General features: G+C 71.2%; 13 protein-coding genes. 5 read left to right on the forward strand and 8 right to left on the reverse strand.

Going from position 1 to position 14,356, the window contains the following annotated elements:
* The first annotated feature begins 26 nt into the window (after positions 1–26).
* Complete coding sequence (gene prpC, locus QO011_RS34860; protein WP_307282790.1) at positions 27–1,193, forward strand: bifunctional 2-methylcitrate synthase/citrate synthase; 1,167 nt, start codon at positions 27–29, stop codon at positions 1,191–1,193.
* A 9-nt stretch (positions 1,194–1,202) separates the two neighbouring features.
* Positions 1,203–2,123, forward strand: coding sequence for a methylisocitrate lyase (gene prpB / locus QO011_RS34865; RefSeq protein ID WP_307282793.1), 921 nt, complete (start codon positions 1,203–1,205; stop codon positions 2,121–2,123).
* Between the two features lie 19 nt (positions 2,124–2,142).
* Here the strand turns inward: prpB and QO011_RS34870 are convergent, their stop codons facing one another.
* The 6 genes from QO011_RS34870 to QO011_RS34895 form a co-directional block, all read right to left on the reverse strand.
* On the reverse strand, positions 2,143–3,021 hold the full coding sequence (locus QO011_RS34870) for an SMP-30/gluconolactonase/LRE family protein (protein WP_307282797.1): 879 nt from the start codon (positions 3,019–3,021) through the stop codon (positions 2,143–2,145).
* 9 nt (positions 3,022–3,030) lie between these two features.
* Positions 3,031–4,017: an ABC transporter permease gene (locus QO011_RS34875; protein WP_307282800.1), complete on the reverse strand. Its 987-nt coding sequence runs from the start codon at positions 4,015–4,017 to the stop codon at positions 3,031–3,033.
* Positions 4,017–5,030, reverse strand: coding sequence for an ABC transporter permease (locus tag QO011_RS34880; protein WP_307282802.1), 1,014 nt, complete (start codon positions 5,028–5,030; stop codon positions 4,017–4,019). The genes QO011_RS34875 and QO011_RS34880 overlap by 1 nt, the downstream gene beginning before the upstream one ends.
* On the reverse strand, positions 5,027–6,529 hold the full coding sequence (locus tag QO011_RS34885) for a sugar ABC transporter ATP-binding protein (RefSeq protein WP_307282804.1): 1,503 nt from the start codon (positions 6,527–6,529) through the stop codon (positions 5,027–5,029). Before QO011_RS34885 ends, QO011_RS34880 begins: the two co-directional genes overlap by 4 nt.
* 79 nt (positions 6,530–6,608) lie before the next feature.
* A complete protein-coding gene (locus tag QO011_RS34890) occupies positions 6,609–7,661 on the reverse strand; it encodes a sugar ABC transporter substrate-binding protein (RefSeq protein WP_307282807.1) in 1,053 nt (350 codons plus the stop codon).
* A 195-nt stretch (positions 7,662–7,856) separates the two neighbouring features.
* A complete protein-coding gene (locus tag QO011_RS34895) occupies positions 7,857–8,687 on the reverse strand; it encodes a GntR family transcriptional regulator (protein WP_307282809.1) in 831 nt (276 codons plus the stop codon).
* Positions 8,688–8,833: 146 nt separating this feature from the next.
* Here QO011_RS34895 and QO011_RS34900 point away from each other — a divergent pair, with 146 nt between their 5' ends.
* Positions 8,834–9,610, forward strand: a complete 777-nt coding sequence (locus QO011_RS34900) for an SDR family NAD(P)-dependent oxidoreductase (protein ID WP_307282811.1) — start codon at positions 8,834–8,836, stop codon at positions 9,608–9,610.
* A gap of 11 nt (positions 9,611–9,621) precedes the next feature.
* On the opposite strand, the gene QO011_RS34905 is transcribed toward QO011_RS34900, so the two are convergent.
* Positions 9,622–10,332, reverse strand: a complete 711-nt coding sequence (locus QO011_RS34905; RefSeq protein WP_307282813.1) for an E3 binding domain-containing protein — start codon at positions 10,330–10,332, stop codon at positions 9,622–9,624.
* A 2-nt stretch (positions 10,333–10,334) separates the two neighbouring features.
* Complete coding sequence (locus tag QO011_RS34910) at positions 10,335–12,761, reverse strand: thiamine pyrophosphate-dependent enzyme (protein ID WP_307282816.1); 2,427 nt, start codon at positions 12,759–12,761, stop codon at positions 10,335–10,337.
* Positions 12,762–12,858: 97 nt separating this feature from the next.
* Here QO011_RS34910 and QO011_RS34915 point away from each other — a divergent pair, with 97 nt between their 5' ends.
* Positions 12,859–13,464 (forward strand): SDR family oxidoreductase, encoded by a 606-nt coding sequence (locus QO011_RS34915; RefSeq protein ID WP_307282819.1) that lies wholly within the window; start codon positions 12,859–12,861, stop codon positions 13,462–13,464.
* Positions 13,448–14,353 carry an aldose 1-epimerase gene (locus QO011_RS34920; protein ID WP_307282821.1) on the forward strand — a complete coding sequence of 302 codons (906 nt, stop codon included), beginning with the start codon at positions 13,448–13,450 and terminating at the stop codon, positions 14,351–14,353. Before QO011_RS34915 ends, QO011_RS34920 begins: the two co-directional genes overlap by 17 nt.
* Positions 14,354–14,356 lie beyond the last annotated feature (3 nt).

Raw genomic sequence — 14,356 nt, forward strand, 5'->3', positions numbered from 1 at the left:
CCGGGAAATGCTCTGGGGAGGACGCGATGACCGCAGCAAAGCCCAAGAAATCCGTGGCGCTGTCCGGCGTCGTCGCCGGCAACACGGCCCTGTGCACGGTGGGGCGCACCGGCAACGACCTGCACTATCGCGGCTATGACATTCTCGACATCGCCGCGACCTGCGAGTTCGAGGAGATCGCCCATCTCCTCGTGCACGGCACGCTGCCGACGCTGGCCGAGCTCGCCGCCTACAAGGCGAAGCTGAAGGCGCTGCGCGGGCTGCCGCAGGCGGTGAGGAACACGCTGGAGCTCCTGCCCGCCGCCACGCATCCGATGGACGTGATGCGCTCGGCCGTCTCGGCGCTCGGCTGCGTGCTGCCGGAAGCCGCGGACCACAATCATCCCGGGGCGCGCGACATTGCCGACCGTCTGCTCGCCTCGCTGGGCTCGATGCTGCTCTATTGGCACCACTTCGCCCAGAACGGACGGCGCATCGAGGTGGAGACGGACGAGGATTCCATCGGCGGGCACGTCCTGCGGCTGCTGCACGGCACGGCGCCGAGGCCCTCGCACGTGCGGGCGATGCATGTCTCGCTCATCCTCTATGCCGAGCACGAGTTCAACGCCTCGACCTTCACCGCCCGCTCGATTGCCGGCACGGGGTCGGATATGTATTCGGCGATCACCGGAGCCATCGGCGCGCTGCGCGGCCCCAGGCACGGCGGAGCGAACGAGGTCTCCTACGAGATCCAGAAGCGCTACGCCGATCCCGACGAGGCCGAGGCCGATATCCGCCGCCGCCTCGAGGCCCGGGAGGTCGTCGTCGGCTTCGGCCATCCCGTCTACACGGTGGCCGATCCGCGCAACGCGGTGATCAAGACCGTGGCGCGGCAGCTGTCGCTCGAAGCCGGATCGACCAGGATGTTCGACATCGCCGAGCGCATCGAGCGCACCATGGCCGACGCCAAGGCCATGTTCGCGAACCTCGACTGGTTCAGCGCGATCTCCTATCACATGATGGGCGTGCCGACGGCGATGTTCACGCCGCTCTTCGTCATCTCCCGCACCTCCGGCTGGGCCGCGCATATCATCGAGCAGCGCCAGGACAACAAGATCATCCGCCCGTCGGCCAACTATGTCGGCCCGGAGACTCTCGAGTTCGTGCCCATCGACAAGCGCGGCCGCGCCGCCACGGCCAGCAAGGCCGCATGAGGAGGGACAATGCCCTATCTCGTCTCGTCCGATCTGCCCGACCGGCCTGCGGGGACGCGCTTTCGCGCGCTCGTCGAGCGCGGCGGCATCCTGCAGCTTCCGGGCGCGCACAACGGCATGGCGGCCCTGCAGGCCAAGGCGGCCGGCTTCGAGGGCCTCTATCTCTCCGGGGCGGCGATGACGGCCTCGATGGGCCTGCCGGACCTCGGCATCATCACGGTGGACGAGGTCGCCTTCTTCATCCGCCAGATCGTGCGCGCCAGCGGGCTGCCTCTCCTCGCCGACGGCGATACGGGCTATGGCGAGGCCCTCAACGTCATGCACATGGTGCGGGTCTTCGAGGATGCCGGCGCGGGCGCGGTTCATATCGAGGACCAGCTCCTGCCCAAGAAATGCGGGCATCTCAACGACAAGAAGCTGGCGGACGCGCACGACATGGCGGCCAAGGTCGCCGCCGCGGCCAAGGCGCGCCGCCATCTCTACCTGATCGCCCGCACCGACGCAGTGGCCAGCGAGGGCCTCGATGGCGCGGTCGCACGCGCCAGGCTCTATGTCGAGGCCGGCGCCGATGCGATCTTTCCCGAGGCGCTGCACACCGCCGAGATGTTCCGCGCCTTTGCCGAACGCCTGCCCGGCGTCCCGCTGCTGGCCAACATGACCGAGTTCGGGAAGACGCCCTTCTTCACCGCGGCGGAGTTCCGGGACATGGGCTACCGGATGGTGATATGGCCGGTGTCCTCGCTCCGGGTGGCCAACAAGGCCCAGCAGGAACTCTACGCCGCCATCGCCCGGGACGGCGGCACGCACGGCCTCGTCGACCGGATGCAGACCCGGGCCGAGCTCTATGCCGCGATCGGGCTGCACGACTACGAGGCGCTGGACAGCTCCATCATCCGGACCATCATTCCCGAAGGCATGCCGCAGCGATGACGAGCGAGCCCCGTGCACCTCACCCCGCGAACGGCGCCTCCGGCAGGCCCCTGACACCGGCATCGACGGCGAACAGCCCGCCGGCGAGGGCGGCGCCCCGGATCTTCGCGGCCGGGCGGCGTAGCACCGCCGAGGTGCAGTAGAGCACGTCCAGGTCCTTGCCGCCGAAGCCGACGCAGGTCGGCAGGTCGGTCGGCAGCAAGATGGTGCGCATCAGCCGGCCCGCCGGGTCGTAGCGGCAGATCTTGCTCGTGACCGGGATGGTGGCCCAGTAGCAGCCCTCGACGTCGACCGTGGCGCCGTCGACGATGCCGCCGGTCTCGGCGACGTCGGTGAAGACCCGGCGATTCTCGGCCGCGCCGGTGGCGGGATCGAAGTCGAAGGCCCAGACCAGCGTCGTATGGCTGTCGGAATAGTACATGGTGCGGCTGTCCGGGCTCCAGGCCAGGCCGTTGGAGCAGCCGATGCCCTCGACGATGCGATGCACCGACAGATCCGGATCCAGCCGGTAGAGCGAGCCAATGCGGCGCGGCGGCCCCTCCGCCTCGAACATGGTGCCGGACCAGAAGCGGCCCTGCCGGTCGGTCTTGCCGTCGTTGAAACGGGTCTCGGGCATGCCCGCTTCGGGATCGGCGATCGGATCGAAACGCCCCGCCACCGGGTCGAAGAAGTGGAAGCCGCTGGCCATGGTCACGACCAGGCCGCCCTTGGCTCGGGTCGCGAGGCAACCGAGATATTCCGGCGCGGGGAATACCCGGTCCTCGCGCGTCGCCGGATCGAAGCGGTGGATCGCCGGCGCCCAGATGTCGATCCACCACAGCACCTGCTCGCGCGTGTCCCAGAAGGTGCCCTCGCCGAGGATCGCCTTGGCGTCGACCACGCATTCGATGTCGCTCATCGCAGTGCCTCAGGGTTGGCCGTCGCCGCCGCGGCGCAGCGGCCGGGCGATACGGGTGAAGAGATCGGGCAGCGCCTCGCTCGCCAGCGAGACGGTGACGAGGATGACGACGCCGTAGACGACGAGCAGGGCGCCGTTCGAAAGATTCAGGGCCGGCAGCAGGCCGGTGAGGATGGTCAGCACCAGGGCTCCGGCGATGGTGCCGAGATAGTGCCCGCTGCCGCCGAGGATCGAGGCGCCGCCGATGGCCACGGCCGCGACCGAGGTGAAGAGATAGGGATCGCCCATGCCGAGATAGGCCTGCGCGGTGTAGCCGGTGAGCAGGATGCCGGCGAGCGCCGCCGTGAAGCCGCAGAGCGTATAGGCGAGCACGGTGGTCGCGAGCGTCGGCACGCCGGAGAATTCGGCGACGGTGGCGCTGGTGCCCTGGGCGTAGAGGTAGCGGCCGAAGGCGCTCTTGGAGAGCAGCACCGTCGCCAGCGCAGCGAGGGCGGCCCAGATCAGCACGATCACCGGCAGCGGGCCGACGCGTCCGACGGCGAGGTACTGCAGCAGCGGCGGTGCCGAGGCGGTCGGCGCCCCGCCGGTGCAGACCAGGATGGCGCCCTGCAGGATGACGTTGACGGCGAGCGTCATGATGATCGGCGGCACGCCGAACAGGGCGATGCCGAGGCCGTTGACCGCGCCGATCAGGGCGCCGCCGGCGAGCGCCGCCGGCACGGCATAGACGAGCGGGGCATCGGCGCCGTTCGCCGCCAGCGTCACCAGCACCGCGGCCGAGGTCAGCACCCAGGGCACGGAGAGGTCGATGCCGCCGCCGATGATGACGAAGGTCTGGCCGAGCGCGACGATGCCGGTGAAGGCGGCGAGCACCGCCATGGTGCGCAGATGCCCGCCGGCGAGGAAGCCCTCCGAGAAGAAGGAGGTGACGAGAAGCAGCACGACCACGCCGAGATAGGCGAGCAGGATCGCGCGGTGCCGCCCGAGCCCGGCCATCACGAGAGGCTCCGGCGCGCCGATTTCTCGGCCAGCGAGCTCGCCAGCACGGCGACGAGCAGGATCACGCCCGAGACGATCGGCTGCCAGTAGCTGGAGACGGAGAGGACGAAGACGAGGTTGCCGATCAGCGTCAGGATGAAGGCGCCGACGATGGTGCCGATCAGGCCGCCGCGGCCGCCGAACAGGCTGATGCCGCCGATCACGGCCGCCGCCACCGAGGGCAGGATGTAGTCCTTGCCGATGGTCGGCGAGCCGGTGCCGGTCTGGGTGGTGAGGTAGAGCGCCGCCAGTGCCGCGAAGAAGCCGGACAGGGCATAGGTGGCGATGTTGATCCGCGTCAGCGAGACGCCGGACAGCTCGGCCGAGCGCTCGTTCGAGCCGGTGGCGCGGATGGCGAGGCCGAGCGGCGTGGCGCGGAACCACAGCCAGAACAGCACCAGCAGGACCAGCAGCCAGACCGGCGTGCCGATGCCGGCGAGGGTGGCGCTGCCGAACGCCATCCAGCCATCGGGCAATTGGCCGCCGTCGGTCGGCAGGATCATCAGGGCGATGCCGGAGAGGATCGACCAGGTCGACAGCGTCACCAGGAAGGGCTGCAGGCGCAGCGTCGAGATCAGCACGCCGTTGGCGGCGCCGACCAGGGCGCCGAGCAGCGCGATGCCGGCCGCCCAGAGGACGGCCTGCGCCGGATCGCCGCCGAAGCGCGTGGCGGCCAGCACCGTGCCGAGGCTGATCATGCCGCCGATCGACAGGTCGATGCCGCCGCGCAGGAGGACGATGGTCTGGCCGGTGGCGGCGAGCAGCAGCGTCATCGCTGCCGCAGTGTCGAGGTTGAGCTCGTCGAGCGTGAACACGCCCTCGCGCAGGCTGCCATAGACGGCCAGCAGGACGGCCAGCATGACGCAGGCGACCAGGAACGGCGCCCGGTCGACGAGCCAGGCCTTGCGCCCGCCCGTCCCTGCCCTGCCCGATCCGGCCGGCCGCATCGTCATCGGAACCGTCAGGGTCATGCCGCCCGTGCCTCCGCCATGGCCTCGCGCAGGATGCGGTGCTCGGAGACCTCGGCGCCGGCGAGCGTCGCCGCCAGGCGGCCGTTGCGCAGGACGGCGACGCGGTCGGCCAGGTTGACGATCTCCGGCAGGTCGCTGGAATAGAACAGGATGGCATAGCCCTGCGCCGCGAGATCGCGCATCAGCCGGAAGATCTCGCCCTTGGTGCCGACGTCGATGCCGCGCGTCGGATCGTAGAGGAGCAGGATGCGCGAGCCGGTCAGCAGCATCTTGCCGAAGATCACCTTCTGCTGGTTGCCGCCGGACAGGGTCCCGGCGATCTGGTCGGGCGTGCCGGCCTTGATGCGCAGCGTGGCCAGCATCTCCTCGACCAGCTCGCGCTCGCGCCGGGCGCTGAGGAGGCCGAAGCGGGAGAGGCGCGGGATCACCGACAGGGTGAGGTTCTCGCGCACGCTCTTGGACAGCAGCAGGCCGTGGCTGCGGCGGTCCTCGGGCACGAGCGCGATGCCGTCCCGGCCGATCAGGGCCTGGCGCGGGCTGCGGATCGACGCCGGCTTGCCCCAGACCTCGAGGCTGCCGCGCGACCGGCTGATGCCGAACAGCGCCTGGAACAGCTCGCGCTGGCCATGGCCCTGCAGGCCGGCGACGCCGAGCACCTCGCCTTCCCGCAGGTCGAGATCGACGTCGGCGAGCCGGGTGCCGACACCGAGGCCGCCCAGGCGCAGCGCGACGCGTCCCGTGGCGGTCGCCACCCGCTCGGGATAGAGCCGGTCCATGCGCCGCCCCAGCATGTCGGCGATCAAGGCATCGTCGTCCACGGCCCGCGCATCGTGGGCGGCGACCGTCGCGCCGTTGCGGAACACCGTGACGCGGTCGGCGATGGCCCGCACCTCGGCGAGGCGGTGCGAGATGTAGATCACCAGGCTGCCGTCGTCGGCGAGCCGCCGGGCAAGGCCCAGCAGCCACTCCGTCTCGCGGGGCGGCAGCGACGATGTCGCCTCGTCGAGGATCAGCACCGAGGGGGACCGGGCCAGGCCCTTGGCGATCTCGACGATCTGGCGCTCGGCCAGGGTCAGCCGCCGCACCTCCCGGTCCGGCGGCGGCGCCGGGATGGCGTAGCGCTCGAAGAGATCGAGCGTGCCCTGCCGCTGCCGCGCCCGGCGCACCGTGCCGAGCCCGGAGAGCGGCTCGTGGCGGAACCAGATATTCTCGGCCACGGTGAGGTCGGGCACCAGCGACAGCTCCTGGAACACGGCCGAGATGCCGGCGGCCTGGGCCGCGGCGGCATTGCCCGGCCGGTACGGCGCCCCGCGCAGGCGCAGCACGCCGGCATCCGGGCGCACGATGCCGGCCAGGATCTGGATGAAGGTGCTCTTGCCGGCGCCGTTCTCGCCGAGCAGCGCGTGCACCTCACCGCCGGCGCCGCGGAAATCGGCGCCGACGAGAGCCTGGATGCCGCCGTAGCGCTTGGCGACGCCGCTCGCTTCGATCAGGTCCATCCGTCCTCTCCGCGCCGAGACCGGTCGCGCCGCGCCGATCCTGCCCGAATCCCCCAGCGGCGCGACCGGCCCCTCGCCCTCAGGAGCCGGCGGCGTCGGCCGCGGTGATCTCGACCCAGCCCGGCGAGATCGGCAGGGTGAGGCCGGGCGGGCTGTCGGGGAAGGCGGTCTTGCCGACCTCGATGGTCTGCGTCACCGCATCGGGATAGAGCTCGGACTTGAACGGCGCCGTGGCGAGGAAGTCGCCCTTGACCAGGATGTGGCGATCCTCCGGCTTCTTGCCGGTGTCGAGGATCTCCACCGCCAGCTTGATCGCCTCCGAGGAGAGATAGGCTGGATTGGAGCCGAGGATGCACTTGGCGCCCGGCGTCTTGGCGCAGGTGACGGCGGTGGCGTTGTAGCTGAAGCCGACCACCGGCACGAGGGGCCGCCCGGCGTCCTGCAGCGCCTTGATCGCGCCGGAGCCGTAGCCCTGGGTGAGAATGCCGTCGACCTCGGGGTGGGCGGCGAGCAGGCTCGCGACGCCGGCCTGCTCCGGGCCGAGGGCGTATTCGCCGTTATAGTTCCCGACCACCTCGATATCGGGGTATTTCTTCAGGACGTCGAGATAGCCCTTCTCCAGCGCGGCGGAGATCGGTGCGCCGGCAAGGCCGCGGTCGACGAACACTTTGCCCTTGCCGTTGAGCTGCCTGGCCATCCATTCGGCCATGACGGCGGGGATGCGCTTCCAGTCCGATTCCAGCGCATAGGCGCAGGGCTCGGCCACCACCTGGTCAAAGCTGATCACCACGATGCCGGCGGCGCAGGCCTTCTTGATGGTCGGGTTGAGCGCCGTGTCCGAGCCGGCATCGACCAGGATGGCGTCCGGCTTGGCGCGGATGATGTTGTTGAGGGAGTTGATCTGCGCCTGGACCGTGTTCTCGACGTTCTCGATCTTGAGGTCGACCCGCCCGGCGAGCGGCCCCTTCTTGACCGAGACGGCGGCGACGCGCTCCATCTGCTGGCGCCAGTCGTTGCCGACGAAATTGTTGGAGAGATAGATCTTGTAGGTCTTCTTGGCCTCGGCCGCCGCCGGGCCGGCCGCCGAGGCAGCCAGCGCCGCGGCCATCGCGACGAGCGCGATCGCAGTCATCGAGCGTTTCACCGTCGTTTCTCCCCTTGGTGCGTCCTGGATCGTGTTCTTGTCCGGCAGCGTCGGTCGCTGCCGTGGTAACGTTACCATCTTCCCCTCGACCGATCAATTCGACGATCGGCCGCACCGACATAAGATCATGCTATTATAATCTTTCCGACTTGTCCACGCCGCCCGGCCGGCGGGAGCGCATGATCAGACGATGTCGTTCGGCGCCTCGAAGGTGAGGCTGAAGAAATCGGCCCGGTTCTTGTTGATGGTGAGCTCGACCGGCTCGCCCTCGGCGGAGCGATAGACCATCTCGGTCACCAAGATCGGGTCGCCGGCCTCGCAATCCAGCGTGCGGGCGAGGCTCGCATCCGCCAGCTCGGCGCGGACGGTGACCCGCGCGCCCGACAGCTTGATGCCGAGATGGCGCTGCACGGAGCGGAACACCACGACGTCGTCGAAATCGGCGCGCGCCAGGCGGCCGCCGATCGCCGGCGGGAAGTAGAAGGTGCACTGGCAGGCGGGCTGGGCGCCGACGAAGAGCACCGCCCGCAGGCAATGGCAGGCGGCCTCCGCGGGCAGGCCGAAGGTGGCGCTCGCCAGGGCCGACTTCTCCTTGCGGTAGCTGCGGATCTCGAGGCGGCGGTCCTTGGTCGACTCGGCGATGGCCGCGAGGCTGGAGAAACCGAAGCTCGGCTTGGGGCGTCCGGTGCGGGCGGCGACCACCGCGGGCTTGGCGGCGCGCTTGCGGATGAAGCCTTCGCTCTCCAGCTCGCGCAGCGCCTGGCGCACCGTGATCAGGCTGATGCCGAAGCGCTCGGCAAGGTCGGCTTCGCGCGGCAGCGTGCTGCCCGGCGCCAGCAGGCCGTCGCTGATCGGCGCCTTGAGGAGGCCGGTGAGCTGGCGATAGAGCGGGCCGTCGGCGCGGGACAGGACCTGATTCGGCAAAAGATCGAGCGCCGCCATGCCGGCCTCGTCCGCCGCTTCGGCTCCACGCCGCTCCGGGATCGCGCTGATCGTGCTCGCCGTCGCTTTCACCGTCGTCCTCTCAAACAGGTTTCGAATCCTAGCCCATTCCAGGGCACCGCCATAGCCGGACGCGCTTTGCCATCGACGGCGCCGCCGCTTACAGATATTATACTATCACAATAATATCGAAACTGCGCCGCGCGGGGAGGAGAGCCATGCAGTGCGATCTCGACGGACAGGTCGCCCTGGTCACCGGCGCGGCCAACGGCATCGGCAGCGCCATCGCCCGCCGCCTCGCCGACAATGGCGCGGCCGTGACGATCGCCGACATCGACATGGCCAATGCCGAGCGGATGGCCGCGTCGCTGCCCCGCGCGCTCGCCTGCCGTGTCGACATCCGCGACGAGGCCGCGATCGACGGGGCGGTCGCCGCGACGCTGGCGCGCTTCGGCCGGCTCGACATCCTCGTCAACAATGCCGGCGTCAACACCTTCGCCCACCGCGTCGACATCGACAGCTTCCCGACCGAGGAATGGCACCGCATCATCTCGGTCGATCTCGACGGCCTCTTCCTGGTGACGCGCAGCGCGGTCAAGCCGATGATCGAGCGCGGCGGCGGACGGATCGTCAACATCGCCTCGGTGGTCGGCCTTGCCGCCATGCGCCTGCAAAGCCCGTTCGTGGCGGCCAAGGCCGGCATCATCCACCTCACCCGCTCCATGGCGCTCGAGCTCGGGCCGAAAGGGGTGCGCGCCAACGCCGTGGCGCCCGGCTCGATCGTGACCGAGGGAACCAGGCAGCTCTTCTATGGCGAGGGCGGCACGTTCCACAACCGGGCGCGCGCCTTCATGGACCACATCCCGCTCGGCCGGCCGGGCACGCTCGGCGAGGTCGCCGAAGCCGTGCTGTTCCTCTGCGCGCCCGAGAGCCGCTATGTGAACGGCCACATCCTCACCGTCGACGGCGGCTGGACCGCCGGCTACATGATGTAAAGGCGCCTGCCTCAGACGACCAGCCGCAGGGGATGGGCCAGGCCTGCGCGCAGCTCGGCCAGGAAGCGGGCCGCCCGCTCCTCGCTCAACATGTCCTCGTCGAAGACGAGCAGCGCGTCCAGGGCCGGCCCCTCGCCCGCCACCACCAGGCGCAGCGCCAGACCGGCTGCCAACGCGGCGGCGGTCGGGCGCAGCCCGCTCTCCCGGATGCGCGAGACGGGGATGGCCGGGCTTGCGTCCGGGGCGGCCGCTGCCGCCCGCCGTGCGGCGATGGCGGACAGCGTGAGCCCGGGCACCCCGGTGATCACCGCCCCTGCCCCGCCGCTGCCGTCCCGCCACAGGATGGTCTCGGCCGGCAGCGCCACCGCGACCGCAGCCCTGCCGATCGCCTTCAGGATCAGATCGTCCGCCGTGATGCCGGGCGCCACGCCGGCCATGTCGCCGAGCAGCGCCGCCGCCGGCGCGAGGTCGAGGGTGACGGCAAAGCCGGCGACCGGGCGCGGCACGGCCACGGGCGGCGGCGCCGCGACCGGAGGCGGTCGCCGCTCGACGGCCGGCGATGCGACGGCCGGCCTTGCGAATCCGTCGAGGTCGGCGGCGACGATGCGGCCGCCGGGTCCGGAGCCGCGGCGGCCGGCGAGCGTCAGCCCGCGCTCGCGGGCGAGGCGGCGGGCATAGGGCGAGACGGCGATGCGCGCCGCGGGCACAGCGAAACCGGACATCGTCAGCTCGCACGCAGCACGGCGCCGATGCGCCCGCCCATCGGCACGACCGCCCCGACATCCTGCTCGATCGCGCCGAGCCGGCCGGCGACCGGCGCTTCGATCTCGACCACCGCCTTGTCGGTCTCGATCTCGGCCACCACCTCGCCCGCCGCCACGGCCTCGCCCGGCGCCTTCAGCCAGCGCACGACCTTGCCCTCGCTGACCGTCAGGTCGCCGAACGGCATGGTGATCGCTTCCCCCTCCCCTGCGACGCGCGGCCCGGCCGCGGCCGGCGCCTCCGCCGGCTTCGGCGCCGGGGGCGCTGCAGGCGCTTCCATCGACCGGGCGCCGATGCTGCGCCAGTGCCGCGACACCGGCGGGCGGCCGGCGATCACCCCGCGCGCCGCCGCGGCGATGCGGGGGGCATCGACGATCATCGCCCGCTCCAGCGCCGGCGCCAGCGGGTGCGACATCGCCTCGGTGTGGACGCGGCCGGCCGGCGCATCGAGCTCGTCGAAGGCGAGCTCGGTGATGGCCTGGGCGATCTCGGCGCCGACACCGAAGGCACCATAGCCTTCGTCGGCGACCAGCAGGCGGTGCGTGCGCGCCACGCTCGCCGCCACGGTGCCGACGTCCAGCGGCATGATGGTGCGCAGGTCGATCACCTCCGCCTCGATGCCTTCGGAGGCCAGGACCTCGGCCGCCTCCAGGGCGCGATGGACGATCTGGCCGGCGGCGACGATGGTGATGTCCCGGCCCGGCCGGGCGATGCGCGCCACGCCGAAGGGCACGAGGTGCTCGCCGGCCGGCACCTCGCCCTTGCTGGCGAACAAGGCCTTCGGCTCCAGCATCATCACGGGATCGCCGGCCCGCAGCGCCGTCTTCATCAGGCCCTTGGCGTCGGCCGGGGTCGAGGGCATGCAGACGATGAGGCCCGGGATATGGGCCCAGACCGGATGGTAGGTGCCGCTATGGTGCGGCCCGGCGCTGCGCACGGTGCCGGCGCCGACGCGCACCACCATGGGCGCGTTCATCTGGCCGTTCGACATGTAACGCAGCTTCGAGGCCTGCAGCACGATCTGCCCCGCCGCCTCGAACATGAAATCGGCGAACATGAGGTCGGCGATGGCGCGCACCCCGGTCGCCGCGGCCCCGACCGCCGCGCCGGTGAAGCCCTGCTCGGAGATCGGCGTGTCGATCATCCGGCTCGCGCCGAACTCGTGCCACAGGCCCTTGGTGTGGGCGAAGGTGCCGCCCCTCTCGCCCGTGCCCTCGCCGAAATAGACGAGGTGGGGATTGCGCCGCATCTCCTCGGCGATGCCGTCGCGGACAGCGTCGAGCCAGCTCTGGGTCGCTGTCGCGCCGGGCGCCGGCTGGACCAGCGCGTCGGCGGGGTTGAGCGGCTCGGCATAGACGTGCTCGGCGACGCTCGCCGGATCGGGCTCCGGCGCGCTGCGGGCAAAGTCGAGCGCGTGCTGGACGATGCCGTCCACCCGCGCCTCGATGGCCTCGAGCTCGTCGGCCGAAGCGGCCTCGAAATCCTCCAGAAGCCGGCTGCGGAAGGTCTTGACCGGGTCTCTCGCCGCCCAGGCGTCGACCTCGGCCTGGGTGCGGTAGGTGCCCGTCACGGGATCGCCCTCGTGATGGCCGACCGTGCGGTAGGTCTTGGCCTCGATCAGCGTCGGCCCCAGGCCGGCACGGGCGCGGGCGACCGCCGCGCCCGCCGCCTCGAACACCGCGATCACGTCGTTGCCGTCGACCGCCACGCCGGGAATGCCGTAGGCGGCCGCCTTGGACGCGATCTCGGGATTGAGCGTGGCGGTCGCCAGCGGCGTGGCCGTGGCGTAGAGATTGTTCTCGCACACCAGCACGGCCGGCGCCCGCATGATGCCGGCGAGGTTGAGCGATTCGTGGAAGCCGCCATGGCTGGTCGCGCCGTCGCCGAAGAACGCCACGCCGATCTCGTCGGTGCCGCGCGTGCGGGCGCCGATCCCGACCCCGACGGCATGGCTGATGCCGGCGGCGACGATGCCGTTGGTGCCGAACAGCCCGACGCTGCGGTCGTAGAGATGCATGGTGCCGCCGCGCCCGCCGCAGCAGCCCGGCCGCTTGCCGTAGAGCTCGGCCATCAGCACGTCGGGCCGCATGCCCTTGGCCAGGGCATGGCCGTGGCCGCGATGGGTCGACGTCACCCAGTCGCTCCGCCTGAGATGGGCGCAGACCCCCGCCGCCGTCGCCTCCTGGCCGATATAGAGGTGGAAGAAGCCCGGCGTCTCGCCCTTGCGGCAGGCGGTCTGGGCGACGCTCTCGAACCGGCGCAGCAGCACCATGGTCTCGTAGAGGCCGATCAGGCGCTCGCGGGTGAGTCCGGCCGGCAGGCGGCGGGACGGTGCCGCCGACCGGCGCCGGACGGACGGCACGGAGGGGCTGGACTCCTGGACGCTCATGTCTTCTCCCCTGACGCAAGGCGCTATGATTATAATAGCATGATGTTATGATACGGGGCGGCGGCATGCAAAAGAAAACCGCGGCGGGGAGGATGCCATGAGGATCGATCTCGACGGGCGCAGCGCCGCCATCATCGGCCGGGAGACGGCCGTGATCCGGGCCGCGGCCGCGGCGCTGGCGGCGAACGGCGCCGCGACCCGCCACCACGACCTCGCCGCCGGAATGCCGGCTCCGCCCGACGTGCTCGTGGTCGGGCATGCGCTCGAGCCCGAGGCCGCGCCCGACGATCACCGGGCGCTGATCTCGGCCACCGACCGGCTGGGCGAAGCCATGGCCGAGCGCGGCAGCGGCCGGGTCATCGTGCTGACCACGGCCATGGGCCTGCTGCCGGCGCGCCGGCACGGCGCGCATGCCGTCGCCGCCGCGGCGGTGGTGGCGGCGATGCGCGGGCTCGCCATGCGCCTCGGCCCGAGCCTGCAGGTGAACGCGGTCGGCGCCGGCGCCATCGCCGGCGAGGCCGAGGCGTCGCTGGCCGCGGGCAGCGAGGCCATGCTGAGCCACGTCGCGCTCGGCCAGCCGGGCACCATCGCCGACATCGTCAACGCGGTGCTGTTCCTCGCCGACCCGATGAACAGCTACATGACCGGCCAGCTCCTGGTCGTGGACGGCGGCTGGAGCGCCGGCTATGGCCGCAATTTCTGACGGGACTCGGGTCATCCGCCGCGGCCCGCTCTCGGCGGGCTTCGCGCCCGAGATCGGCGGCAGCCTGGCATTCTTGCGCGTCGACCACGGCGGCGGCGCCGTCGACCTGATGCGCCCGCTCGGCCCGGAGGCGCAGGCGCGCCGCGATCCGATCGGCGTCGCCATGTTTCCGATGGTGCCCTATGCCAACCGGATCGCCGGCAACAGCTTCCGCTTCGCCGGACGATCCTTCCGCTTCGAACCGAACAATCCGCCGGAACGCTTCAACGTGCACGGCACGGGGTGGCGACGCCCGTGGCAGGTCACCGAGAGCGGCACGGACGCCATCCGCCTGACGCTCGCCGTCACCGACCCCGCGCTCTACAGCTACGAAGCGAGCCAGACCTTCACCCTCGACGCGGCGGGTCTCGCCGTGGTCACGGCGGTCGTCAACCGCGGCGCCGTGCCGATGCCCTTCGGTCTCGGACAGCATCCCTGGTTTCCGCGTGACCCGGGCGTGACGCTGCGCTTCGCCGCGACGCATTTCTGGCTGGAGGGGCCGGATGGCGTCCCCAGCGACCGCATCGGCCTGCCGCCCGAGCTCGACTTCGCCGCCGGGCGGGAGCTGCCCGCCGGCTGGCGCAACAACTGCTACGGCGGATGGTCGGGCGAGGCCGAAATCGGCTTCCCCGCGCGGGGGCTCGGGCTCCGGATCACGGCCGACCCGGTGTTCGGCCATCTGATGCTCTATGCCGACCCGACCAAGCCGTTCTTCTGCCTGGAGCCGCAGAGCCACGCGGCCTGCGCCTTCAACCGCCTCGACGGAACGGAGCCCGATCTCGGGGTGATCGTGCTGCAGCCCGGCGAAGCCGCGTCGGGAACGCTGCGCTTCGATCCGTTCGTGCTCTGAGCC

It is taken from the genome of Labrys wisconsinensis (assembly GCF_030814995.1).
Taxonomy (GTDB): Bacteria; Pseudomonadota; Alphaproteobacteria; order Rhizobiales; family Labraceae; genus Labrys; species Labrys wisconsinensis.

Excerpts from the sequence above, each read along its gene's own strand:
- prpC (WP_307282790.1), top strand. The coding sequence starts at position 27 with ATGACCGCAGCAAAGCCCAAGAAATCCGTGGCGCTGTCCGGCGTCGTC.
- prpB (WP_307282793.1), top strand. The coding sequence starts at position 1,203 with ATGCCCTATCTCGTCTCGTCCGATCTGCCCGACCGGCCTGCGGGGACG.
- QO011_RS34870 (WP_307282797.1), bottom strand. The coding sequence starts at position 3,021 with ATGAGCGACATCGAATGCGTGGTCGACGCCAAGGCGATCCTCGGCGAG.
- QO011_RS34875 (WP_307282800.1), bottom strand. The coding sequence starts at position 4,017 with ATGGCCGGGCTCGGGCGGCACCGCGCGATCCTGCTCGCCTATCTCGGC.
- QO011_RS34880 (WP_307282802.1), bottom strand. The coding sequence starts at position 5,030 with ATGACCCTGACGGTTCCGATGACGATGCGGCCGGCCGGATCGGGCAGG.
- QO011_RS34885 (WP_307282804.1), bottom strand. The coding sequence starts at position 6,529 with ATGGACCTGATCGAAGCGAGCGGCGTCGCCAAGCGCTACGGCGGCATC.
- QO011_RS34890 (WP_307282807.1), bottom strand. The coding sequence starts at position 7,661 with ATGACTGCGATCGCGCTCGTCGCGATGGCCGCGGCGCTGGCTGCCTCG.
- QO011_RS34900 (WP_307282811.1), top strand. The coding sequence starts at position 8,834 with ATGCAGTGCGATCTCGACGGACAGGTCGCCCTGGTCACCGGCGCGGCC.
- QO011_RS34905 (WP_307282813.1), bottom strand. The coding sequence starts at position 10,332 with ATGTCCGGTTTCGCTGTGCCCGCGGCGCGCATCGCCGTCTCGCCCTAT.
- QO011_RS34910 (WP_307282816.1), bottom strand. The coding sequence starts at position 12,761 with ATGAGCGTCCAGGAGTCCAGCCCCTCCGTGCCGTCCGTCCGGCGCCGG.
- QO011_RS34915 (WP_307282819.1), top strand. The coding sequence starts at position 12,859 with ATGAGGATCGATCTCGACGGGCGCAGCGCCGCCATCATCGGCCGGGAG.
- QO011_RS34920 (WP_307282821.1), top strand. The coding sequence starts at position 13,448 with ATGGCCGCAATTTCTGACGGGACTCGGGTCATCCGCCGCGGCCCGCTC.